This window comes from Desulfatitalea alkaliphila (genome assembly GCF_022968795.1).
In the GTDB taxonomy this organism is placed as follows: Bacteria; Desulfobacterota; Desulfobacteria; order Desulfobacterales; family Desulfosarcinaceae; genus Desulfatitalea; species Desulfatitalea alkaliphila.
Genome location: NZ_JALJRB010000014.1, coordinates 52,411 through 73,972, shown reverse-complemented (window position 1 = coordinate 73,972; position 21,562 = coordinate 52,411). Strand labels below are relative to the sequence as shown.

Below are 21,562 nucleotides of genomic sequence, written 5' to 3'. Positions count from 1 at the left end.
GACATCCCTCAAGGGGTTTGGGATTCGAACAATTGGATGTTATGGCGTTCCAGGATGGCCGCGTAGGCACCGTCGGCTTTGAGTTGGGCCAAACGGGCGTCGAAGCGGTCCCGCAGGTCCAGCAGCCGCCGCTGCTTGGAAAAGGCGATATAGCTGGGCACCTGCTCGATCATCTGCGGCAGTCGAACGATCCGCGGGTCCGCGTCCATCCGGGCCAGGGTGTATTGCGCCCCATGGATGTTGGATGGCACCAGGTCGATCCGCCGGCGCAGCAGTTTTTCGAAATTGTGTTCCAGGGTGCGCGCTTTGTCGATCAACAAGCCGGATTTGGCTTGATCGAAACGCGGGCCGTAACTGATGGTGGACACTACCCCGATCCGCAGCCCGGCCACTGTTTCCAAATCGCCGTCGAAGTCGATGTGCGCATCACTCCGGGCATAGAAAAAAACCACCTGCGGAAACAACACTTCGGTGGAAAAATCGAGGTCACGCTCCCGCTCGGCGTTGCGATAGGCGGTGAAAATGGCGTCCGCCTCCCCCCTGCGGACCATCTGCAAAGCCCGTGTCCAAGGATAAACGGTGATGGTGACCGCTTCTCCCAGATCCTGCATCACGCGTCGCACAACATCCACGGCGACGCCCGCGGCGGTTTGACCGTCATCGGTATATTCCATGGGGGGGAAATGGAAAGTGACGAAGTGGTATGTATCCGCCTCGGCCGCCGGCACCGCAAGGGTGCAGAGCAGAACCGCGAGAACCAGCAAAAGCGATGTGCGATGGGCCATGACGCTGCGCCTAAACGGGGGCGGCGCCCACCGCTTCACGGACCAGATCCAGATAATCGCGCCATTGCCGGTGAAGTCGGTGGGCCTCCTGCAAGGTCACTGGATGGAAGCGCACCTGATCGCCGGGACGGGCCTGGGCGATTTTGAACAGGTCGGCGGTGACCACGGTGGCGATCTTGGTGTAGCCGCCGATGGTCTGCTCCACCATCAAGACGATGGGTTGACCGTCCGGCGGCACCTGGACGTTGCCGTGCACGCTCGGTTCGGAAATGATGCTCTTGGGGGCCGAGGAATCACGCGCGAGCACCGGCCCCTCGAGGCGGTAGCCCATGCGGTTGGACTTGTCGGTCACGGTGTAGGGGACGGAGAAAAAGGTGTCGAGGGCTTCGGGGAAGCACTCTTCCTGGGGTCCTGGAACCGCCCGCAGGTGGATTTCGGACCCGTAGAGCGGGCGCCAGGGCAGTCGCCGCGGCCGGTCGAGCAGTTCACCGGCCCCCCGCTCGAGCAGGTCCCCGGCTTTCAGCGGCCGGCCTTCCACGCCGCCGATGGCGCCACTGACAAAGGTGGCGCGGCTGCCCATCACCGGGGGGACATCAAAGCCGCCGCTGACGGCCAGATAGGCGCGGCAGCCGCTGAGGGCCTGGCCGAAGACGATCCGATCGCCCGGCTTCACCCGCAGCGTTTCCCACTGGGGTGCCGGCGCGCCGTTGATGGTCAACGCCATTTCGGCACCGGTGACGGCGATGTCCACGGGCGCCAGCACTTCCAGATCGGGCCCGAAGAAGGTGATCTCCAAGGTGGCGTGTTCCGGCGGGTTGCCCACCAGATGGTTGGCCGTGGTGTGGGCCATCAGGTCCAGGGCGCCGGAGACCGGTACGCCCATGTGCTGGTAACCGAAGCGGCCGAGATCCTGGATGGTGGCATAGGGGCCGGGTTGCGCGACGCGCAGAATCGCCATCATGCCTCCTCTTCGGCCTGCAATGCGTGATACTGCTCCGGGGAGATGGCCACGAATTGCAGGCTGTCGCCGGCCTGGTAGAGGAAGGGGTCGCGGCGCCGGGCGTCGAACAGCTTGAGCGGCGTACGGCCGATCAGGCGCCAGCCACCGGGGCTGGGCAATGGATAGATACCGGTCTGTGATTCGGCGATGCCGACCGCCCCGGCGGGCACCTTGGTGCGCGGGGTTTCCAGCCGCGGCGTGTGCAGCCGCGGGTCCAGACCGCCCAGATAGCAAAACCCCGGCGCGAAGCCGATGGTGTAGATGTGATAGGAATCGGCACTGTGCAGGGCGATCACCTGATCTTCGTCGATGCCGTTGTGGGCGGCCACGAAGCCGATGTCCGGGCCGAATTCGCCCCCGTAGCAGACCGGAATCTCAATGGTGCGCGGCGGCGGGATGTCGGCCGTGTCCAGATGACGCGCCATGTCGCCGATATGCGCTTCCAGCACTTGCGGCGCGATGGCCAGGGGATCGTACACCACGGCCAGGGACCGGTAGGCGGGCAGCACCTCTTTCAGACCGGCGGGCGGATCCCAGCGCAGCCGTTCGGTCAAGGCCCGCACCGCCTCGTTGACGGCCAGGTCGATGGCATCGCCCAGCTCCACCAACAACACCGTGTCGCCGCTGGCCTTGAACCGCGGTGGATCGAAAATCGGACCGCTCATTCCGCCCTCGTCGTCGTTGGCATCTCGCCTCCCTTGCAAACAGAATGGATTTGCCCGTCCCGGGGTGCGTTATAGATATTGCGGCAAACAACGCACACTATATTCATGACCAATGGTGCGTTGCAACACCGGATCCTCCATTGCGAATTCGAACCGCTCGCCGCACTCGATACCGTCAATGGCCGGGAAGGTGCCGCAAAACAGGCAGATACGGGCCGCTGCCGGACCGTCCCCGGGCGGGATGGCGGCCAATATGTCCATTACATCGATGTTGGCGGCCAAACGGCCCTCCTGATACAACCGACGGCGGCCGCCGGTGGTCATCCAGGAACGCAGCACGATTTGGTCCAGATGATCGCGCACGTCGGCCAAATCCCACATCACCGAGGCGATGGGCTTGGCGCACATCTGTTTGGAGGCCGGTATGCCGTATTGCTCGAAGGCACGATCGGTGTGGTCCGAACCCACGCCGACATAGACCGATTCACCGTCCTTGATCAACACGCACTCCACCTCCCCCGACGATTCGTCGCCCACCACGTCCATGACCTCCTTGGTGGTCAGCACTATGGGGGACAAATTCATATAGGTGGGGGTACGGCTCGGGGCCGGCACACCCAGCTTGCCCAACTCCTGGATGTGATGCTGCAGGGCCGCCTTGTCCCGCCCCACCCAGCCGGCCACGATCAGCCGGTCGATGGTGATGGCCAGCGGCCTGGGGCCGGATCGGGCGTCGACGGTCAATTGTAATTTTCTACGATCCACGGCGCACCTCCCGCAATTGTTCGGTCAACGTACGTATTGGGCGAAGATCAAAGCCAAATCGGGAAACAGGATCAACACGACAATCATCATCGCGATCACCACGACGAAGGGCAGGCTGCCGATCATCACTTCGCTGATGTTGCCCCTTCCGCGCACCCCCTGCACCACGAAGAGGTTCAGCCCCACCGGCGGGGTGATCAAAGCCATCTCGATCAGCAGGATCAGCATGATGCCGAACCAGACCGGATCATAGCCCACGGAAACCATCACGGGCGTCACGATGGGTACTGTTATCACCATCAGCGATAAAGTTTCCACGAAAAAGCCCAAAACGATATACAAAACGATGATCACCAGCAAGGTGTTCAGGGGGGTCATACCCAGGTTGTTGACAAAATCCTTGAGCATCTCCGCCAGCCCGATGGCATCCAGCACGAAGTTCAGATAGTTGGCCGTGATCAGAATCAACATGATCATGGCGGTGGTGCGCATGGTGCCTTCCATCACCTCCTGCACGAAACGCAGATTGACCGCACGGTAGCGCAAGGCCAGCACAAGGGCCGCCAGCACGCCCAGGGCGGCCGATTCGGTGGGCGTTGCCCAGCCGGCGTAAATCGACCCGATCACCACGGCGAAAATGAACAACACCGGCAGCAGGTCCCCCAGCCCGGAGAAACGCTGGGCCCACGTGGCGGAGCGGGTGCCCCCGCTCAAGTGGGGCTTGACCAAGCAGATGACCAGGATCATGACCATGAACAGCACGGCCAGCAAAATGCCCGGCACGATGCCGGCCAGGAAAAGCTGTGGGATGGAGGTGTTGGTCAAAAAGCCGAAAACGATCAGGTTGATGGAGGGCGGAATCAGAATACCCAATGTTCCGCCCGAGGCGATGGACCCGGCGAAGAGGCTTTCGTTGTAGTTGTAGCGCCGTGCCTGGGGCAGGGCCACGGTGGTGATGGTGGCGGCGGTGGCCACGCTGGAGCCGCTGGTGGCGGCGAACATGGCCGAAGTGCCGATGTTGGCGTGCATCAAACCGCCCGGCAGCCAGGAAAGCCATTTGTCCAGGGCGCTGTAGGTGCGCTGGGCGATGCCGGCCCGCAACAGGATCTCGCCGAGCAGCACGAAGAGAGGAATGGCCAGCAAAATGAAATCGGTGCTGGCGGACCAAAAAATCTCGCCCATGGCGCGATGGATCGGAAAAGGGGTGTACAGATAGCCGATCAGCAGCCCCAGCACCATCAAGGCGATGGCCACCGGCACGCTGATCAGCAGCAACGCCAAAAGCAGACCGAGGGTAACGGCAACGGTCATCGGGCCACCTCCTTGTCCGTCACCCGCGGCTGCCGGGCGGTTTCCTCTTCGATCTCATCGAGGAGGCTGGAAGCCCCGGTCAGTTCATGGGCCCCAGCGGGATCTTTTTTGATGGTGTGATAGAGGGTGCCGGCGAACAGCACCAGCACCACCAGGCAGAGAAACACCAACCCGGCAAACCACAGGCTTTGGGGAATCCAAAGGGGCGTGCCCAGCGGCGTGTTGGCCACGGAACCGCGCCGGATGGAAGTTTGCAATACAAAGAAGGCAAAATAGGTGGCGATGAAGACACAGAGGCCGAACAAGGCCATGGAGAGCAGGTCCAAGGCGACCCGCACCTTGGCGGGCATGCGGATATAGAGCACGTCGATGCGGATATGGGCCTTGCGCAAGAGGGCGTAACCGAAGGTCCAACTGGTGCTGACGGCCAGCACGTAGTAGGAAATCTCATCGGCGCCACCCATGGAGATGGCGAAGATTTTGCGCAGCACCACCTCCACGGCGATCAACACCGCCGTGGCGAAAAGCAGGAGCCCGCTGACCCATGCCATCCAGGTGCCCAGGCGGTCCGTAATACGGATCAATAGATTCATAGCAACCTTTCCAGAATGATCCGGGGGCGGCGATCCACGGCGTCCACACCGCCCCCGGATCTCTTCGGCGGCCTATCCTCAGTTGCACTGCTTAGGCAATTGCCCTTTGCTACAATACCATGACAAAGGGCTATTTGGCCTGCAAACCAACCACCTCGCCAATGGTGGCGTTCCACTTCTGCACCACCTCAGGGGGCACTTTGCCGGCCCAGGCCGGCAGCACGTTCTCCAGCAGAATCTGATTGGAGCGGGCCTTGTCCGCCTCGGAAAGCGCCAGGATTTCCAGGTTGCCGGGCCGGCCGTGGGGGCATTCGCCGCCGCCGAGACACTCTATGCCTTCAACGGTTTCACGCGCCGTGACTTCCCAGGCGGGGGTCTCCAGCCGATCCTTGATCAGTTGCTGCAGTTTGGTCTGCTGCTCCGGGGTAAACCGTTCCCAGGTCTTCAGGCTGATGGTGCCGATGACATAGTCCCAGCCGCCGATGGGCAGCGGATAGATGTAGTTGGAAACCTCCCCCCACCCGGCGCTGTAGCCGGACAGGCTGCCGGTCACCGCACCATCCACCACACCGCGCTGCATGGCCTGGGGCACCTCGCTGAAGCTGAGGGTGACGCCGGTGGCGCCCACGGCATTGATGAATTCGGCCGTCGTCCAGCCACTGGCGCGAATCTTTTTGCCCCTCAGGTCGCTCAGGCTGCTGATGCGGTCCCGGCTGAAAAGGATTTGAGCGGGATAGGGGGTCACGCTCAACAGTTTGATGCCGAAATCCTTGGCCAGATATTCATCCAGCACCGGGATGTAAGCGTCCACCACCTTGCGGGCCAGCTCCAGGTCCAGGGCCAGTGCCGGCAGATCGAGACCCGCCAGGGCGGGGGAGTCCTCCACCACATAGTCGATAACGGTGTGCACCACGTCGAAAACACCCATGTCCATCTGGCGAAACACCGCGGCACCACGCAGGTTCACCTGGCCGAGGGAAGTGACGCTGGTCTTGATGCCCATCTCCTCGGGGACTACTTCCGACCAGAACGGCTGCTCAAAATTCTTGAACAAGGTCAGGCTGTTCCAACTGCCGACAATGCGCAACTCCTGGGCGGCGGCCACAGCCACGGTACCGGCGACCAGCATGGCGGCGACAACAACGGCGATCATCAGTTTGTGTTTCATTGCAATCTCCTTCATTTTCAGAGGATTTATGGAGGGTGTACAACGCCAACCTGAGGCGCGCGATTTTATGCGTCGCCTCCAGCTATTGGTTGGCGACGTCCTTCCGAATTATTCGTACTCGTACTCGTTCTCGTACGCGTTCTCATTCTCGTACTCGTACTCGTTCTCGTACTCGAAACTCTCTCGAACCTGCATCACTGCCGATGACATCTATACCCACACTACAACGATACGAACAAGAAGACGCTTACCATCATTACCGGTTTTTATATCCATCGCTTCGCATTCCATCAAAACATCTACGGTATCCATCAAGTCTTTCATGGTCGAACATTTTGCATCTTTTCGAGTACGTGTACGAGAACCGCCCCTTCGGGGCTGAGTACGCGTACGACGATTTTGGATCGCCAACCGCTGCTGGGAAGACGCAAATAAAACGGCCGGCACCTTACTACACGGCGTAGGCCTCGTTCTTGATATCGCTGACGAACATATACCCGGGGGCGTGGGTGATGGCCATGGGCAGCCGGGCATTGACCAGCACGTTCTGCGGGGTCACCCCGCAAGCCCAGAAGACGGGAATCTCGTCCGCCATGATCTCCACGGGATCCCCATAATCGGGTTTGGCCAGATCGGTGATGCCGATCATTTCAGGGTAGCCGACATGCACGGGTTCACCATGCACCTCGGGGTAGCGGCCGGTGATGATGCAGGCTTGGGCGACTTGAGAGCGGTGAATGGGCCGCATGCTGACCACCATCTCTCCCTGGAAAGGGCCGACGCCGACCAGCGGCAGGTTGGTGCGGTACATGGAGACGTTCTTGGCCTGGTCCACGTGGCGCAATCGAATGCCCGCCTTCACAAGCGCCTCCTCGAAGGAGAAGCTGCATCCTAGAAGAAAAAAGACCATATCGGGTGTGTAGAACGGTTTGATGTCGGCCACCTCTTGCTCATTGTGACCGTCCCGCCACACCCGGTAGCGCGGCAGGGTGTCGGTCAGATCGGCGCCGGGCGCCAGCTTGCTGGTCTTCGCAGTGCCGGGACCGACCATTTCCAACAGCGGGCAAGGCTTGGGATTGGCGCGACAGAAGCGTTCGAAGTCGGCGGCGTGGGTTTTGGGAAGGACGACCAGGTTGGCCTGCACATAGCCGTTGCAGTAGCCGGCCGTGGGCTTATCGAACATTTGCCGGGCGATTTGAGCTCTGAGTTCCGTGGGTGTCAATGGGCGTGTCCTTAATTATAGGTTGAGAACCAATGGGAGGCGACCAAGTTCAGATCCGTTGCAGCTTTGAAGGCCATCGGCCCTACTATTGCGATTCAAACAGAAACGGAAGGCCGGATCAACACCTTATGGGTGGAACATACGCACGACAAATTAAAAGCAGCATTTGTGCCAAAGTAAAAGACAAAATAACAAGCCATTGAAAATTGTCCAGATCATCCCATCCCATGCCCCAGGAATAAGCGAACATCGACCGATTCATTTCGCAAAAACCGGAATCCTTTCCGGAAATCCGGAATCCGGTCCGTATCCGTTCCTGAAAGTCGGAACCCATTCCGGCGAACCGCAATTCGGCGGCCGTTTTGGGGGACGCCATGCCGCGTTATCACGCTTGCCGCTGATGCGAAACGAGAGGCGGCATTGCGCCGGAATGGCCGCAGGGGGCGTCTCTCCATGCATGCACCGCCGCGAGGCCCTGCGGGCTGCGCATACACCGTTGCCATTATGACTAAAAGGCGGTGGGCCAAACCACTGACGTCGACCCCGCATGGCGCACCCAACGGATGGTGGCGAGGGATATCGAGAATACCAAAGCCTGGTACACAATTTGCCTTGCCGCTTTACGGCCCTCGGGCACCGTGCATGGTGCTTCGGCCATGAATGCAAACCTTTCAACGGATATGGAACCGATGAAACCAAAACATCCCACCGTCATTTGCATCAACACCGATTGGTGCAAGGGTTGCGGCATCTGCGCGGCATTTTGTCCCAAGCAGGTGCTTGTCATGAATCAACGGGACAAAGCGGAGGTCGTGGCCGCCGAGAACTGCATCGCCTGCAAGCAGTGCGAACAGCGCTGTCCCGATTTGGCCATCCAGGTCATCAAATCCCCCGCCAAAGAAGAGAAAGAGGCATCATGACCGCCAAGACCACCAAGTTCGTGCAAGGCAACGAAGCCTGCGTCGAGGGGGCCCTGTATGCCGGCCTCGATTTTTTTGCCGGCTACCCCATCACCCCTTCAACCGAAATCATGGAACTGCTCGCAAGAAGACTGCCGGCCAACGGCGGCAAGTTCATCCAAATGGAAGACGAGATCGCCTCCATGTGCGCCGTCATCGGGGCCTCGCTGACCGGTCGCAAGGTGCTGACGGCCACCAGCGGCCCCGGGTTTTCCCTGAAACAGGAGGCCCTGGGGTTCGCGGTGATGGCCGAAATCCCGTGCGTGATCGTCAACGTGCAGCGCGGCGGTCCTTCCACGGGCAATCCCACCCATGTCGCCCAGGGCGACGTCAACCAGGCCCGCTGGGGCACCCATGGCGATCACGCCATCGTGGCCCTGACCGCCTCCAACCACCAGGATGTGTTCGCCATGACCGTGGAGGCGTTCAACATCGCCGAGACCTACCGCACCCCGGTGATCCTCTTGCTGGACGAGGTGGTGGGCCATATGCGCGAACGGCTGACGGTGCCCGAAGCCGGCGCCATCCCCCTGGTGGAGCGGCTGCGCACCTCGGTCCGCAAAGGGGTGGACTACCATCCCTATCTGCCGCGGGACGATGGCCGGCTGCCCATGAGCGATTTCGGCGGCGTGCACCGCTACAACGTCACCGGCCTCTTTCACGACATGTGGGGCTTTCCGTCGGACAACCCCGGCGTGGTGCATGGATTGATCCGCCACTTGATGGACAAGATCGAAAACAACGCCCACCGCCTGGCGCACTACAAAACATATCACCTGCAAGACGCGGAAACCGTGTTGATCTCTTACGGCTCCGCCGCGCGCTCGGCCTTGCATGTCACCGAAAACCTCAGGGCGCGCGGTGAGCGCATCGGCTTGATGGAACTGCAGACCTTGTGGCCCTTTCCCGCCGAACAGGTGGCCCGCGAATGCGGGCATGCCAAACAGGTGGTGGTGGTGGAAATGAACACGGGCCACATGTGCCAGATGGTGCGTGCGGCCCTCGGCCCCCCGGCCCGGGTTTTCCTGGCCAACCGCATGGACGGCGTGCTGATCACGCCCACCGACATCAAAGCCCATTTGCGCCTCATCGCAGGCAGAGGAGTCTGAGTCATGAGCGTTCAAGACTATATCCGGGAGCGATTCTTCCCCCACATCTGGTGCCCCGGTTGCGGCCACGGCACCGTACTGAACAATCTGGTCCGGGCGGTCGAAACGCTCGGCCTGGACAAAAACGAGATCGTGATGGTGTCCGGCATCGGCTGCTCTTCGCGCATCGCCGGTTACCTGGATTTTCACACCCTGCACACCCTTCACGGTCGTGCCTTGGCTTTCGCCACCGGGGTCAAACTCAGCCGCCCGGAACTCAACGTGATCGTTCCCATGGGCGACGGCGACGCCCTGGCCATCGGCGGCAACCATTTCATCCATGCCGCCCGGCGCAACATCAACATCACGGCCATCGTGATGAACAACCGCATTTACGGCATGACCGGCGGGCAATTCTCTCCCCTGTCCGGCGAAGCCACCACGGCCACCACGGCGCCCTTCGGCACCATCGATCCGGACTTCGACACGGTCGCCCTGGCGACCGCGGCGGGCGCCTCCTACGTGGCGCGCACCACCACCTACCACGTCCAGGAGATCCGCAAACGGATCGCCGAAGCCATCGTTCACCCCGGGTTCGCGGTGGTGGAGGTGATGAGCCAGTGCCCCACCTACTTCGGCCGCAAGAACAAGCAGGGGGATGCGGTGGAGATGCTGCGCCGCTACAAGGAGGGGACCGTCCCGCTGGATAAGCAGCCGGCCGATCCCGAAAAGATACCGCGCGGCGTCTTTGTCCAGCGGGAACGCCCCGAGTATTGCAAGCGTTACGAACACCTGGTGCAAGCTGCAATGACCGACGGCGCGGCCTTGACCTAGCCGTCGCCGGAAACCTTTGAAAACAGGACAAGGATCATGACCCAACGACATCGCATTGTATTCTCCGGATCAGGCGGCCAAGGGGTGATCACCGCCGCCATTTTGCTGACCGAAGCCGCCGTGCTGCACGAACAGCGCAACGCCGTCCAAACCCAGGCCTACGGGGCGGCGGCCCGCGGCGGGGCCACGCGCTCGGACGTCATCATCTCGGATGCGCCCATCAACTACCCCAAAGTGAACCAGGCCAACTTCCTGGTCTGCCTGACCCAGGAGGCCTATGCCAAATATGCGCCCCTCATCCGCCCAGGCGGCCTGCTGTTGACCGATTCACGTTTCGTCACCACCCAGCGCAAGGTGGACGCGGTGCAGCGTGAATTGCCCATGTACGAACAGGTCATGGAAAAGATCGGCAAGCCGGTTGTGTTCAACATCTGTGTCCTGGGCGCCTTCATCGGCCTGACCGGCGTGGTCGGCATGGATGCGGTCGAAAAATCCCTCGCGCAACGGCTACCGCCTGCTTTTCTGGATATGAACCGCGGGGCATTGCAATTGGGCTACCGCTTGGGCCATAATGATTAGAATTAGCAGAAAGTGTCCATCCCCGGCTGGCGGATTGCGGGCATTGTCAATACGCACGAGCACTGCCGCGGCATCGGTATCCCATCGATAACCAAGGAGCTGCCATGGAATCCACGGAATGCAAGGACACGATCCCATCCAAGGGCGCCCACATCACCACCCGGGCCAAGGCATTGAACCTCGACCCCGGCCTGCTTTACGAGGCTGTGGTGGACCTGGCCGCCGAAGGGCTGCTGACGGCCAACTGCCTCAACCTTGCGGCCGGCATTCTGCTTGAAGAGCTGGGTTTGCCGGCCTATTTCTTCGAGAACATCGACAAGGGATCGCTAAAGCACATCCTGGGGGCCATCGCCGCCAACCTCGCCTTCAAGGAGAACAAGCCGGTCCTCTCCGGGCGGGTGGCCCACATCGACTTCGACCTGGCCCAGAAGGACAATGTGCAGAAAGTGCGCATCGCCACCCGCGAAACCCGCGATGCCATGGAAAAGATGCTGGAGAAGACCATCTCCGGCCATCGGCGCGAATATTACTACTGTCCCGATTATGGGTACTACACCTACATCATCCGCCCCGAAACGGTGCGCGACTACTCCCGCGAGGCATTCGACGGCTCCCGATTTCTCTTCTCCCTGGCCGGTGATTACCTGGCCACGCCGGAGCCGACCCGGCAACGCTACAAGGCGTTTCTACATGCCTGCGAGCAGGCGGTATGCCCCTTGATCACCGTCAGCCGCGTGCCCGAAACCGATGAAACGCGGTTGATGTTCAACAGCGACTTCGCCGTGCCGCAGTTGCCGGTGTTTCGCAAGCTGATCGAAGATCACGGGCGGGTGTTGATGCGGGCCTATTGGGAACCCTACCTGGGTTCCTCCGCCACGCCGTCTTCCATCTGTTCCCTCTACCTCGCGGGATCCCTCGGCGCGGAAGAAGAGAGCGCCCTGACCCGCGATCTGGCCGCCTTCCTGGCCCTGGCCGTCAATCCCATAAGCCAGTGCTACCTGGACGGCCGCTTGACCTTCGAGGAGATGCTTTTCGCCATCAACGCCGTGGATTTCACCCACATGTTCATCTACAAGGAGCGGGACAACGCCACGGATCGGGAAATCCTGGCCGGCCTGGACACCAAGGACCACATGGAAGCCTTCGCGGCACGTATTCACGGGGCCAACAAGTCGACCTACACCCGCAAGGTGATTCTGGAGGCGGTCACCAGCCATCCCGATCTGGTCAAAACACTCCACGATCTGTTCGCGCGGCGCCATCGCCCCGGCCATCCAGGCCCCATCGACGCCGCGGCGCTCGAAACACAAGCCGCCGCCTTCGAACGGGCGCTGGCCGCCCGCTTCATGGACAACGGGGTGTTCGGCGACATCTTCCGCTTCATGGTCAAGCTGGTCGCCTGCACCTTGAAGACCAACTTCTACAAGCCCGGCAAACGTTCCTTCGCCTTCCGCTGCGACAACCGCATCCTGGATCCGCTGGTGTTCGATCAATTCGTGTTCGGGATTTTCTTCGTCAACGGCCACTATGCCCGCGGCACGCACATGCGGGCCGGCGACATCGCCCGCGGCGGGCTACGCCTGATCCGGGTGTCCGATGCCACCCACCCCGCGGAAATCGACAACGCCGTGCTGCTCAACTACGCCCTGGGCCCCAAGGCCCAACGGCTCAAGCACAAGGACATCTGCGAAAGCGGCGCCAAGGGGGTGGTGGTGCCCCACGCCGACTACAGCACCCTCGGCCGCCAAGCCCTGCTGGACTACACAGAGGGCATTCTGGACCTGGTGTTGGGCGATGCGGCCATCGTGGACCACCATGGTCGTCCCGAAATGATTTTCTTCGGCCCCGACGAAGGCACAGCCGGCCTCATGGACGCGGTGGCCCGCCGCGCCCGTGACCGCGGCTACCGCCACTGGCGCACACTGACCACCGGCAAAAGCATCGGCATTCCCCATGACACCTACGGGATGCTGAACAACGGCGACCTGTTCGGGCTCTTCGACCGACAGGAACAAGGCACGGAGCTGCAGATCAACGGCAAGACGGTGGCGGTCACCACCGACATGGCGGGCCTTTTCACCCACATCGGCGGCCGCATCGAGACCAGCGGCATGACCACCACCGGGGTCATGGCCGCCTTCCGGAGCCTGGTCGAGCATCACGGCGCCCGGCAAGAAGCGCTGAACCTGATGATGACCGGCGGGCCGGACGGCGACCTGGGCGCCAACGAAATCCAATGCTACAAAGGCAAGATCTGCCTGGTCATCGACGGGGGCGGCGTTTTGTTCGACCCCGACGGCCTGGACCAAGAGGCGCTGACCCGCATCGCCTTCATGCGGCACAGCGCGCCGCGGGCCAACACGCTCCACTATCCGGCGGACAAGCTGGGTCCGCGAGGATTTCTGGTGCCCGCCGCGGCCCGTGATGTGACCCTGCCCGACGGCACGGTGGTGGAAAACGGCGCCCTTTTCCATCGCACCTTCCTATCCACGCCCGAAAACCGACGGTTCATCCGCCAAGCGGACATTCGAGCCTTCATCCCCTGCGGCGGGTTCAAGGACACCATCAACCGCGGCAATGTCAAACCGTTTCTCTCCGTCTTTCAGGAGCTGCAATTCATCGTGGAAGGTGCCAATGTCTTCTTCGACGATGCCGCCCGAAGATATATCGCCGCCGCCACCGGTATCAAGCAGATCAAGGACACCACGGCCAACAAGGGCGGGGTGTACTCAAGCGCCATCGCCGAAGTGCTCACCGCCTTTCTGTTGGGGGACGACTACGAGGCCGCCTTGATCGACGACACCGACACCCGCTGGGCCCTGATCCGGGATGTCATGACACGGGTGGCGCACAACGCCCGGCTGGAAACCGGGATGCTGTTGCGCATCCATGCCGCCGATCCGACGGTGCCCCTGTTCACCCTTTCTGAAACCACCAGCGAACAGATTTTCGATCTGCAGCACACCTTCGAGCAGCACCTGGAGACCATTTTACAGGACATGCATACTGTTCGGCAGGTAATGGAAAAGTATATCCCCGCCGCTCTGGTCACGCGGCTTGGAATAGCCACCATCCTCGAAAAGCTGGACACAAACGATTTGCGGCCTTACCGGGATGCCATCATCACCAAGAAACTGGCATCCATGGCCTTCTATCGCTTCGGCGATCAATGGCCCGCCTTTCTCGAACGGCTGACCGCCGATTTTTCCGCCGGCCTGCAATCCATCGTGGCGGCGGAGTAAAAATCGATCAAGGCGGTGTCTTATGCACCTGCAAGGCAGGAGCGATCACCGCATTGCGACCGCTCCCGGCCTTTGCCAGACCGGTGGCTTGTATCGCCTTCTGATGGCGCTTTTCAGCGCAGCTCGGGAAAATTCTCCGGCGTGTTCAGGCGCCAGTCATAATCGATGAAGCGAATGTCAACGGCATCCTTCAACTGCGCCCTTGTCGCGGGGTCGGCATACTGCCGGATAAACGCCTCGAAGGATCCCGCCGCCTCGGCAAAGTCGTCGGCATACCATTCAAATAGCTGCGTCACATGGAGCACGGTGCCTTCCTGCCGCAAATGTCGCGGGGTGTTGAAGGCCATGCGGGTGTTTTCCGTCATCATGTCATCCACATTGCCGGGCAGGTAAATCTGCCGGCGCAGCGGCGGACAACCCACGGATGCGCAATTGACCGCAAAATGCACCCGTGCGTCCTTCCAGCCCCTCTGCTCGAAATCTTCGCCGAGCAGGATCTGCTTTTCAATTTGGTCCAGGCTTACCAATTCTCCGCCCACATCGAAAAGTTTCTGCCGGAACACACGGTAGGGATTGAAAAGGCTGCCGTAGTCCTTCACGCCGCTGACCGGACGATCTCCCTTCGGATTATCCAGGATGTGGGCCACCATGAAAAAATTGTAGGCGTTGGTCCAAAAGGCGATGGCCTGTTCGCGGGTTGTCAGGGCGGACCGGTCAAAACGGGCCAATCGCCGACGCTGCTCCCGCAGCCACGTGCCCGCCTGCGCATCCGCCATGGCGCCCCGGTAGTCAAAGGCGGACACCAAACCGCCTTGCGCTGTCGTCTTTTCAATGAGATATCCGCCCAGCAGATCGGAAAACGGGGCGAAAGTCGGCTGCACCAAGGGATCGCCGGCAGCGGTACCCGAAAATCCCCAAATCGTCAGCAGCAGGATGACCGCTGCCAAAGGTGGTTTTCTGATCCATCCATTCATTATGTTGCTCTGGCCACCGTACAGTACGATTTGAGCATCCGGCATCAGGCACATCCTTTGATTAGATTTCAGGTGCGGCCGGCAAGTCCAGGTCCGTGTCGTTGATGTGGTTGAAATAGTTGGACAGAACCTTCTGCGCGATGATGACGCTGATCTCCGCGGCGTGCACATCCGAATATCCCGCCTTTTTGAAGGTGTCCAAATCGCTGTCACTGACAAACCCGCTGGTTTTGATCACCGTCAGGGTAAAGTCGATGAGCACCGCGTGCTTGGGATCCGTGGGTTTTCCCTTGCGGATGTTCAAAATCTCTTCCTTGGATACACCATTGGATTTAAGGCTGCCGGTGTGCGCGGCCAGGCAGTAGGTACACTTGTTATACTGGCTGACGGTGATGCGCACGATGTCCTGTTCGACGGGTGAAAAACTGCCGCCGGCAATCAGTTGGTCCAACTGCAAGTAGGCATTCAACGTCACGGAACTGTTGGCCATCCCTTTGAAGATATTGGGGACCTTGCCGAATTTGGGCTCGATGGCCTCAAACGTCTTTGCCGTTTTTTCATCTGCTGTTTCTTTGGTGATCACAGGTAATCTGGCCATGATGATCTCCTTTCTATGGATAGGTGATGGTGTTGTGTCCATTGGGTCGCCCGGCGGCCCTTTTCCTTACATTGCAAGGTTGATGGCCTGCATCGGCGGCGACCGTCACAATTTACGCAGATACTTCTTCATGCGTTCCTTGGCTTCGGGGGAAAGCCCTGCGGCGTCCGTGTCTTCAGGATTCTCCGTTATGTCCCCGGCATCGACGGTCAGCCGTTCTCTCCGGTAATCATCGATCACCTTGTGTTTCAAAATGGACATCTTTTTGTCCAGATGCAACATTGTGCTCGCGGGGATGAATAGACGGGCCGATAGTGGATGCTTCCCTTCCCCGTTTGCGCTCAGCGCCGCCAGGCCATCAACCGGGAGAAGAGCGAACGGGCAAAGGGGGTCAGCCGCGTGCGGTTGTAGGCATCGGCCACCTGCCGGAGCGCTTCGGCCTGGGTGGGATAGGGGTGGATGGTAGCGGCGATCTGTTTCAAGCCCAGCCCATGGGTCATGGCCAGGGTGACTTCCGCGATCAGGTCGCCGGCATTGGCGGCCACGATGGTGGCGCCGACAATTTTGTCACTGCCTTTGCGCACGTGCACCCGCACCAGGCCGTCGGTACTGCCCTCGAGAATCGAGCGGTCCACCTCGCCCAGTTCCCGGGTAAAGGTGTCGACTTCGATCCCCTGCTCCCGGGCCTTTTTTTCGTACAACCCTACATGGGCGATCTCCGGCTCGGTATAGGTGCACCATGGGATCGTTAGTGCGCTCGCCTTGGCACGACCGAAAAACAGGGCGTTCCGGATGACGATGCGCGCCATGAAATCGGCGGCGTGGGTGAACTGATAGGGTGAGCAGATATCCCCCGCCGCGTAAATATTCGGCCGGCTGGTCTGCAGGTAATCATTCACCTGTACGCCCTTCTTGTCGTAAGCCACGCCGGCCGCCGCCAGATCCAAACCCTCCACATTGGGCGCGCGCCCCACCGCCACCAGCAGTTGATCGACCACCTCATCATACGTTCGGCCGTGGGATTCCACAGAAAGCCGCACCTGGTCGTCCCCGGCTTTTGAAAGCTTCAACGCCTTGCCGCAACACAGCAGTCGGACACCGTCTTTGTGAATGGATGCCAAGACATGCGCGGCGGCATCGCTGTCCTCCCGGGGCAGGATGCCATGGGCGGTTTCCACCAGCAGGACTTCGGACCCGAAGCGGGCAAACGCCTGGGCCATCTCGCATCCGATGGGACCGGCGCCGATGACCGCCAGCCGCCGGGGCCGCTCGGTCAGCGAAAAAAGGGTTTCATTGGTCAGGTAGGGCACCTGGTCCAGGCCCTCGATGGGCGGCGCCGCGGCGCGGGCGCCGGTGGCGATGACCGCCTTTTTAAAGCGCAGCCGATCATCGCCCACCGCCACGGTGGTGTCGTCGAGGAAACGGCCAGGGCCCAGAAACACATCCACACCCAATGCACTGAACCGTTGCACCGAATCGTTGGGGGCGATGGATGCCCGCAACCGGCGCATGCGTTCCATGACACGGCCGAAATCGACACGCACCCCTTCAGGCACCTGCACACCGAAGCCGTCGGCATCCCGCACGGCTGCAGCGGCACGGGCGGCACGGATCAGGGCCTTGGAAGGCACACAGCCCACATTGAGGCAGTCACCACCCAACATATGCCGCTCGACCAGCGCCACCTTGGCGCCCAGGCCGGCCGCGCCGGCCGCGCTCACCAACCCGGCCGTACCGGCGCCGATTACCACCAGGTTGTAGCGCGACGCGGGTTCCGGATTTTTCCAATCCGCGGGATGCACCTGCGCAGCCAAGGCGTGGTTGTGTTGGTCCCACGGTGCGATGATTTGACCCTCCTGGCTGTGTTCAGACATCGGCATACTCCTTGTAACCGTCGGTTTCCGCCTTTCGTTCACGGATCGCTTGTCACCCTCATGCGACTCACTGGTATTTCAGTCGCCAAAGGGGAGGGAAACTTACATGTCGGATAAGAAGCGCCTGTAAAGGGCACAACGCCTTCAAACACGCTTCATTTTCGATGTGATGTCAAACACCGAGTGCCTTATTGGTTCGTGGCGCACAACGCCTTCAAACACGCTTCATTTTCGATGTGATGGCGCGGCACAGCGCGTAATAGCGTCCCGTATCCTTTTCCCGGGGACGGGGCAGGTCAATGGCGATCTCTTCCTTGACACGGCCCGGCGCATTTTCGAAAAGCAGCACCCGGTCGGCCAGCAGCACGGCCTCACCCACGTCATGGGTCACAAAGACAATGGAGTGGGTCAGTTTCGCCCACAGATGGAGCAACAGATCTTGCATCTCCTCGCGGGTTTGGGCATCCAGCGCAGCAAAAGGCTCATCCATGAGCAGCACTTCGGGTTGCAGTATCAGCACTCTTGCCAGGGCCACCCGCTGCTTCATGCCGCCGGATATTTCCGAAGGCAGGTAGCCACCGAAATCGGTCAAACCGACCAGCGCCAGAAAACGATCGACCTCCCGCTCCTTGTCCCGGCGGCTCATTGAATGGGTTTTGAGACCGAAGGCGATGTTTTCCCTGACCGTCAACCAGGGAAACAGGGCATCCTCCTGGAAGACCACACAGCGATCCGGCGCGGGTCGGTCGACCGGACGGCCCCGGAGCCGCACCCTTCCTCTATCCGGGAATGTGAAACCGGCAAGTATATTCAACAGCGTCGATTTACCGCACCCGCTGCGACCCACGATGCAAACCATTTCTCCCTTGCGAACGGTAAACTCGACCTTGTTCAGCACCAGGATCTCTCCTGCGCCATTGGTGGCGAACCCTTTACTCAGGCCCTCCACCTCGAGGATGGCCCGGGCGTCGGCAGGACGCTGCCGAGAGGAAACGATCTTCAGTTTTGGTTTCACGGTAGCCTCCGCGCGCTTTTGAATGCGAGCCGCAACGCCTGGTGAAGCCCCACGTCGCATAAACGGCCGATAACGGCGATGAAAATAATACCCACCACGATGACATCAATGCGACCGAGCATGCGGGCATCCATGATCATGGCGCCCAGCCCGTTGGGCACACCGGTCAACTCCCCGAGCACCAGGTAGGCCCAGGAGATGCCCAGGCCGAGACGCAGCCCGGTGATGATGTTGGGCATGGCCGCCGGCAATAAAATGGCGAAGGTGCCGCGCAGGCGCCGCACCCCCATCATGGCGCCCGCCCGCAGCAGGGTCGGGTTCACCTGGCGTGCGCCGGCTTCGGCATTGAGGTAGATCGGGAAAAACGCGGCCAGGGCCACCAGGAACACGGTGGTCTTGAGCCCGATGCCGAACCAGACCAGGGCCAGGGGCAGCCAACTGATGCCCGGCACGGCCCGCAGGGCGTTAATGGTGGTGCCCAGCAAGCGGTTGACCAGGGCCAGGCGGCCGGAGAGGATTCCCAGCGGAAGGCCCACCAGCACGGCCAATCCGAAGCCCAGCATCACACGGGCGATGCTGGCGCTGAAATCATCCACAAAGCGCCCGGCAAAGCCGGCTTGTCCGCCGTGACCGAAGACATAGGATGCGGCAGTGGCCAAGACATCCTTGGGATGCGGCAGCAGGTACGGCGCCACCATGCCGGTTTCGGAGGCCGCCAACCATAGGACCAGGAGCAGGACCGGCAACCCTCCGCCAAGGGCACGATGCGCCCAAGCGTCTGAATCATGAGACCTTTTCATTGCAGGTGCGCCCTCGCCCGACGCACAAAAGAAAGATCGAACAACTTATCATAATCCGGCTGCCGGTCGATGAGACCCAGGGCCTGCATGCGATTGCCCAACGCTTCGGCCTGCGCCAGATAGCGTTCATCCATATCCCAGGCCAGCTCCATGTTTGCAGCGGCGGCCGCCAGGACGGCGACGGGGGTTCCGAACGAGGCCGCCCGCTGCAGCCACTCGTCCGGATGGGCGTTGAGGTACCGGGTGGCCCGTGCGTGGGCCAGCACCAGAGCGGCCACCCGCTCCGGGTGCTTTTCGATGCTGTCACGGCGAACCATCATCCCCGCATTGATGGTGCCCACCGCATCGCCGTAATAGGGATAGGTCAGAATCCGGCCGTAACCTTGAGTGACGGCCAAGGCGGGGAAAGGTTCGCCGGAAAGAAAAGCATCGATGCTCCCTCGGGCCAGGGCCGTCCCCATGTCGAAGAAATCGACCCGCACCAGTCGGACATCCCTTTGCGGAGAGATACCGTTGCGGGTCAGTGTTTCGCGCAGCAGGATCTCGTGCATGGTGCCGGGCACGTAACCGATCTTCTTGCCTTTCAGGTCCGATGCCGATTGGATCGGCCCATCCTTGGCAACCACAAGGGCGGAACTCTTGTTGCACAGGGCCGCCACCACCACCACGGGTTGTCCCATAACGGCGGAATGGATGGCATGGGCCAGCGTGGTACCACACATCTCCAGGCTGCCGGCCAATAGCGCCGCCTTCTGGTCAGCCGGATTGGTGAAGGTGAACACCCGGCTGGTCATGCCGGCGGGCAGGAAACGGTCGTAGAAAAAAGGCTGGATGGTCTGGGCCGTTTTCCAGGTGCCGATGGGAACCGGTTCGGCGGCCATGGCGTACAACGGCCACAAGACTAGGATGAAGATAATAAACGCTGCGATTCGAAGCGCGCTACCAAAACCGTGCATGTGCGCCCCCCTTTCAACTTCGCCGCTACAAGCGCTTGGTCGAACACCCCGCCGGCACGCCTGCTGCGGTTGCAAAGGTTTTCGGCCCCATCACAATCACTTCGCCAAGCGCCCATCCCGTTCAGCAAGGGAAGAAAAACAGTTGGTCGGCAGCCCCGGATCCCACTCCATCTCCAATTGCAGGCGCCGGCAAGCCTCGATACCGGTGCCGCGGCCCTTGGCGGTATCGGCGGCACCATCTCTCGGGCTGGACCCCACTTCGGGGAAAAAGAGGTTGGCGCCGGCCATCAAGGATGCGGCATGGGGTTCGTGGGTGCAGTGCGCCTTGGGCACATCCCCCATGACCAGGCGGCTGACGGCCACCAGGCGGGCCATTTCCAGTTCGCTGATCATGCCGAAGCCCGCCATGGGGGAGCCCGGGAAATTGATGCGCCGCATGACGCCGCTGTAGGTGGCCCCATTGTCACGGGCCAAAAACATCAGATCCACGATCTCTTCGGCCGAATGCTCCGGCCCCACCGGCTCCACGCAATTCATCCACTGCAAGCCGACATCCTTGAAAACACGAATGGTTTTGATCCGCTTTTCCCGGTCCAAGGGGGTGTCCCGCCCCTCGCCGAGGCGCACCGCGTGGTATGCGCCAACGAATCCCGCCGCCAGCAGCGCCTCCCCTTCGCGATGGGAGATGTCCCGGGTGTTGGCCACCAGGGGCACGGCAACCGTCTTGCCCAACGTCCGGCCGACCTCGAGCAGCCGCTCGAAGGGATAGGTGCCGGTGGTCATCAGGTTCAGCGCATCGGCGCCGTGGGCTTCCGCCTGGCGGGCCCAAGCCACCACCTGGTCCAATGGAAATTCGATTTTCTCCTTGAAGATGCCGGCCTTGCGCGTCAGGCTGCAAAACCGGCAATCCAAGGGGCAGGGCTCGACATTGAGCCCGATGTGAAAATGGTTTTCCCCCTTGCCGCCGAACCGCGACCGCGACATTCGATTGGCAGTCGCCATCAGGGCATAGCAGGCCGTCGAGTGCAGTTCCACACGCATCAACGCCAGTGCCTCATCGCGCGTCAGGGGCGTCATCTCTTCAGCTTTGAGCAGAATTTCTTCCAAGCGAGGTGCGAAGTTACTTTTCATTTG

At 61.1% G+C, this 21,562-nt stretch carries 21 protein-coding genes; 5 read left to right on the top strand and 16 right to left on the bottom strand.

The genetic code is table 11. The features are described 5' to 3' along the window. Positions 1-8 precede the first annotated feature (8 nt). The 8 genes from MRX98_RS13150 to MRX98_RS13115 form a co-directional block, all read right to left on the bottom strand. Positions 9-785 (bottom strand): substrate-binding periplasmic protein, encoded by a 777-nt coding sequence (locus MRX98_RS13150; RefSeq protein WP_246909474.1) that lies wholly within the window; start codon positions 783-785, stop codon positions 9-11. Between the two features lie 10 nt (positions 786-795). Next, complete coding sequence (locus MRX98_RS13145) at positions 796-1,743, bottom strand: 5-oxoprolinase subunit C family protein (protein ID WP_246909472.1); 948 nt, start codon at positions 1,741-1,743, stop codon at positions 796-798. Continuing rightward, positions 1,743-2,450 carry a 5-oxoprolinase subunit PxpB gene (gene pxpB / locus MRX98_RS13140; protein ID WP_246909471.1) on the bottom strand — a complete coding sequence of 236 codons (708 nt, stop codon included), beginning with the start codon at positions 2,448-2,450 and terminating at the stop codon, positions 1,743-1,745. Before pxpB ends, MRX98_RS13145 begins: the two co-directional genes overlap by 1 nt. 69 nt (positions 2,451-2,519) lie before the next feature. After that, positions 2,520-3,215, bottom strand: coding sequence for a DUF2848 domain-containing protein (locus MRX98_RS13135; protein WP_246909469.1), 696 nt, complete (start codon positions 3,213-3,215; stop codon positions 2,520-2,522). A gap of 24 nt (positions 3,216-3,239) precedes the next feature. Further along, on the bottom strand, positions 3,240-4,526 hold the full coding sequence (locus MRX98_RS13130; RefSeq protein WP_246909461.1) for a TRAP transporter large permease: 1,287 nt from the start codon (positions 4,524-4,526) through the stop codon (positions 3,240-3,242). Next, a complete protein-coding gene (locus tag MRX98_RS13125) occupies positions 4,523-5,119 on the bottom strand; it encodes a TRAP transporter small permease subunit (protein ID WP_246909459.1) in 597 nt (198 codons plus the stop codon). The genes MRX98_RS13130 and MRX98_RS13125 overlap by 4 nt, the downstream gene beginning before the upstream one ends. Positions 5,120-5,249: 130 nt before the next feature. Continuing rightward, on the bottom strand, positions 5,250-6,287 hold the full coding sequence (locus MRX98_RS13120; RefSeq protein WP_246909443.1) for a TRAP transporter substrate-binding protein: 1,038 nt from the start codon (positions 6,285-6,287) through the stop codon (positions 5,250-5,252). Positions 6,288-6,738: 451 nt separating this feature from the next. After that, complete coding sequence (locus MRX98_RS13115; RefSeq protein ID WP_246909441.1) at positions 6,739-7,509, bottom strand: putative hydro-lyase; 771 nt, start codon at positions 7,507-7,509, stop codon at positions 6,739-6,741. 689 nt (positions 7,510-8,198) lie between these two features. On the opposite strand from MRX98_RS13115, the gene MRX98_RS13110 reads away from it, so the two are divergent. From MRX98_RS13110 to MRX98_RS13090, 5 genes are all read left to right on the top strand, one after another. Further along, positions 8,199-8,429, top strand: coding sequence for a 4Fe-4S binding protein (locus tag MRX98_RS13110; RefSeq protein WP_246909434.1), 231 nt, complete (start codon positions 8,199-8,201; stop codon positions 8,427-8,429). After that, a complete protein-coding gene (locus tag MRX98_RS13105; RefSeq protein WP_246909427.1) occupies positions 8,426-9,577 on the top strand; it encodes a 2-oxoacid:acceptor oxidoreductase subunit alpha in 1,152 nt (383 codons plus the stop codon). The genes MRX98_RS13110 and MRX98_RS13105 overlap by 4 nt, the downstream gene beginning before the upstream one ends. A 3-nt stretch (positions 9,578-9,580) precedes the next feature. Further along, on the top strand, positions 9,581-10,390 hold the full coding sequence (locus MRX98_RS13100; RefSeq protein WP_246909425.1) for a 2-oxoacid:ferredoxin oxidoreductase subunit beta: 810 nt from the start codon (positions 9,581-9,583) through the stop codon (positions 10,388-10,390). Positions 10,391-10,426: 36 nt separating this feature from the next. Next, complete coding sequence (locus tag MRX98_RS13095; protein WP_246909424.1) at positions 10,427-10,969, top strand: 2-oxoacid:acceptor oxidoreductase family protein; 543 nt, start codon at positions 10,427-10,429, stop codon at positions 10,967-10,969. Positions 10,970-11,073: 104 nt separating this feature from the next. After that, entirely contained in the window at positions 11,074-14,211 is a 3,138-nt protein-coding gene (locus MRX98_RS13090; RefSeq protein ID WP_246909422.1) for an NAD-glutamate dehydrogenase domain-containing protein, read from the top strand. Between the two features lie 113 nt (positions 14,212-14,324). On the opposite strand, the gene MRX98_RS13085 is transcribed toward MRX98_RS13090, so the two are convergent. The 8 genes from MRX98_RS13085 to MRX98_RS13050 all read right to left on the bottom strand — a co-directional run bounded on the left by MRX98_RS13085 (position 14,325) and on the right by MRX98_RS13050 (position 21,559). Next, positions 14,325-15,230, bottom strand: coding sequence for a DUF547 domain-containing protein (locus MRX98_RS13085; RefSeq protein ID WP_246909414.1), 906 nt, complete (start codon positions 15,228-15,230; stop codon positions 14,325-14,327). 16 nt (positions 15,231-15,246) lie between these two features. Next, a complete protein-coding gene (locus tag MRX98_RS13080; RefSeq protein WP_246909406.1) occupies positions 15,247-15,783 on the bottom strand; it encodes a carboxymuconolactone decarboxylase family protein in 537 nt (178 codons plus the stop codon). Positions 15,784-15,888: 105 nt separating this feature from the next. Next, entirely contained in the window at positions 15,889-16,044 is a 156-nt protein-coding gene (locus MRX98_RS13075; protein ID WP_246909403.1) for a hypothetical protein, read from the bottom strand. A gap of 80 nt (positions 16,045-16,124) precedes the next feature. Then, positions 16,125-17,657 (bottom strand): mercuric reductase, encoded by a 1,533-nt coding sequence (locus MRX98_RS13070; protein ID WP_246909401.1) that lies wholly within the window; start codon positions 17,655-17,657, stop codon positions 16,125-16,127. 214 nt (positions 17,658-17,871) lie between these two features. Then, a complete protein-coding gene (locus tag MRX98_RS13065; RefSeq protein WP_246909393.1) occupies positions 17,872-18,672 on the bottom strand; it encodes an ABC transporter ATP-binding protein in 801 nt (266 codons plus the stop codon). Further along, positions 18,669-19,472 carry an ABC transporter permease gene (locus MRX98_RS13060; RefSeq protein ID WP_246909391.1) on the bottom strand — a complete coding sequence of 268 codons (804 nt, stop codon included), beginning with the start codon at positions 19,470-19,472 and terminating at the stop codon, positions 18,669-18,671. Before MRX98_RS13060 ends, MRX98_RS13065 begins: the two co-directional genes overlap by 4 nt. After that, the gene (locus MRX98_RS13055; protein WP_246909390.1) at positions 19,469-20,428 is read right to left on the bottom strand and encodes an ABC transporter substrate-binding protein; all 960 of its coding nucleotides are present in this window, start codon (positions 20,426-20,428) and stop codon (positions 19,469-19,471) included. Before MRX98_RS13055 ends, MRX98_RS13060 begins: the two co-directional genes overlap by 4 nt. A 96-nt stretch (positions 20,429-20,524) precedes the next feature. Next, on the bottom strand, positions 20,525-21,559 hold the full coding sequence (locus MRX98_RS13050) for a biotin synthase BioB (RefSeq protein WP_246909388.1): 1,035 nt from the start codon (positions 21,557-21,559) through the stop codon (positions 20,525-20,527). Positions 21,560-21,562: the final 3 nt, after the last annotated feature.

Excerpts from the sequence above, each read along its gene's own strand:
- MRX98_RS13105 (WP_246909427.1), top strand. The coding sequence starts at position 8,426 with ATGACCGCCAAGACCACCAAGTTCGTGCAAGGCAACGAAGCCTGCGTC.
- MRX98_RS13120 (WP_246909443.1), bottom strand. The coding sequence starts at position 6,287 with ATGAAACACAAACTGATGATCGCCGTTGTTGTCGCCGCCATGCTGGTC.
- MRX98_RS13075 (WP_246909403.1), bottom strand. The coding sequence starts at position 16,044 with ATGTCCATTTTGAAACACAAGGTGATCGATGATTACCGGAGAGAACGG.
- MRX98_RS13100 (WP_246909425.1), top strand. The coding sequence starts at position 9,581 with ATGAGCGTTCAAGACTATATCCGGGAGCGATTCTTCCCCCACATCTGG.
- MRX98_RS13050 (WP_246909388.1), bottom strand. The coding sequence starts at position 21,559 with ATGAAAAGTAACTTCGCACCTCGCTTGGAAGAAATTCTGCTCAAAGCT.
- MRX98_RS13085 (WP_246909414.1), bottom strand. The coding sequence starts at position 15,230 with ATGCCGGATGCTCAAATCGTACTGTACGGTGGCCAGAGCAACATAATG.
- MRX98_RS13090 (WP_246909422.1), top strand. The coding sequence starts at position 11,074 with ATGGAATCCACGGAATGCAAGGACACGATCCCATCCAAGGGCGCCCAC.
- MRX98_RS13145 (WP_246909472.1), bottom strand. The coding sequence starts at position 1,743 with ATGGCGATTCTGCGCGTCGCGCAACCCGGCCCCTATGCCACCATCCAG.
- MRX98_RS13055 (WP_246909390.1), bottom strand. The coding sequence starts at position 20,428 with ATGCACGGTTTTGGTAGCGCGCTTCGAATCGCAGCGTTTATTATCTTC.
- MRX98_RS13125 (WP_246909459.1), bottom strand. The coding sequence starts at position 5,119 with ATGAATCTATTGATCCGTATTACGGACCGCCTGGGCACCTGGATGGCA.
- MRX98_RS13060 (WP_246909391.1), bottom strand. The coding sequence starts at position 19,472 with ATGAAAAGGTCTCATGATTCAGACGCTTGGGCGCATCGTGCCCTTGGC.
- MRX98_RS13070 (WP_246909401.1), bottom strand. The coding sequence starts at position 17,657 with ATGTCTGAACACAGCCAGGAGGGTCAAATCATCGCACCGTGGGACCAA.
- pxpB (WP_246909471.1), bottom strand. The coding sequence starts at position 2,450 with ATGAGCGGTCCGATTTTCGATCCACCGCGGTTCAAGGCCAGCGGCGAC.
- MRX98_RS13080 (WP_246909406.1), bottom strand. The coding sequence starts at position 15,783 with ATGGCCAGATTACCTGTGATCACCAAAGAAACAGCAGATGAAAAAACG.
- MRX98_RS13130 (WP_246909461.1), bottom strand. The coding sequence starts at position 4,526 with ATGACCGTTGCCGTTACCCTCGGTCTGCTTTTGGCGTTGCTGCTGATC.
- MRX98_RS13110 (WP_246909434.1), top strand. The coding sequence starts at position 8,199 with ATGAAACCAAAACATCCCACCGTCATTTGCATCAACACCGATTGGTGC.
- MRX98_RS13150 (WP_246909474.1), bottom strand. The coding sequence starts at position 785 with ATGGCCCATCGCACATCGCTTTTGCTGGTTCTCGCGGTTCTGCTCTGC.
- MRX98_RS13095 (WP_246909424.1), top strand. The coding sequence starts at position 10,427 with ATGACCCAACGACATCGCATTGTATTCTCCGGATCAGGCGGCCAAGGG.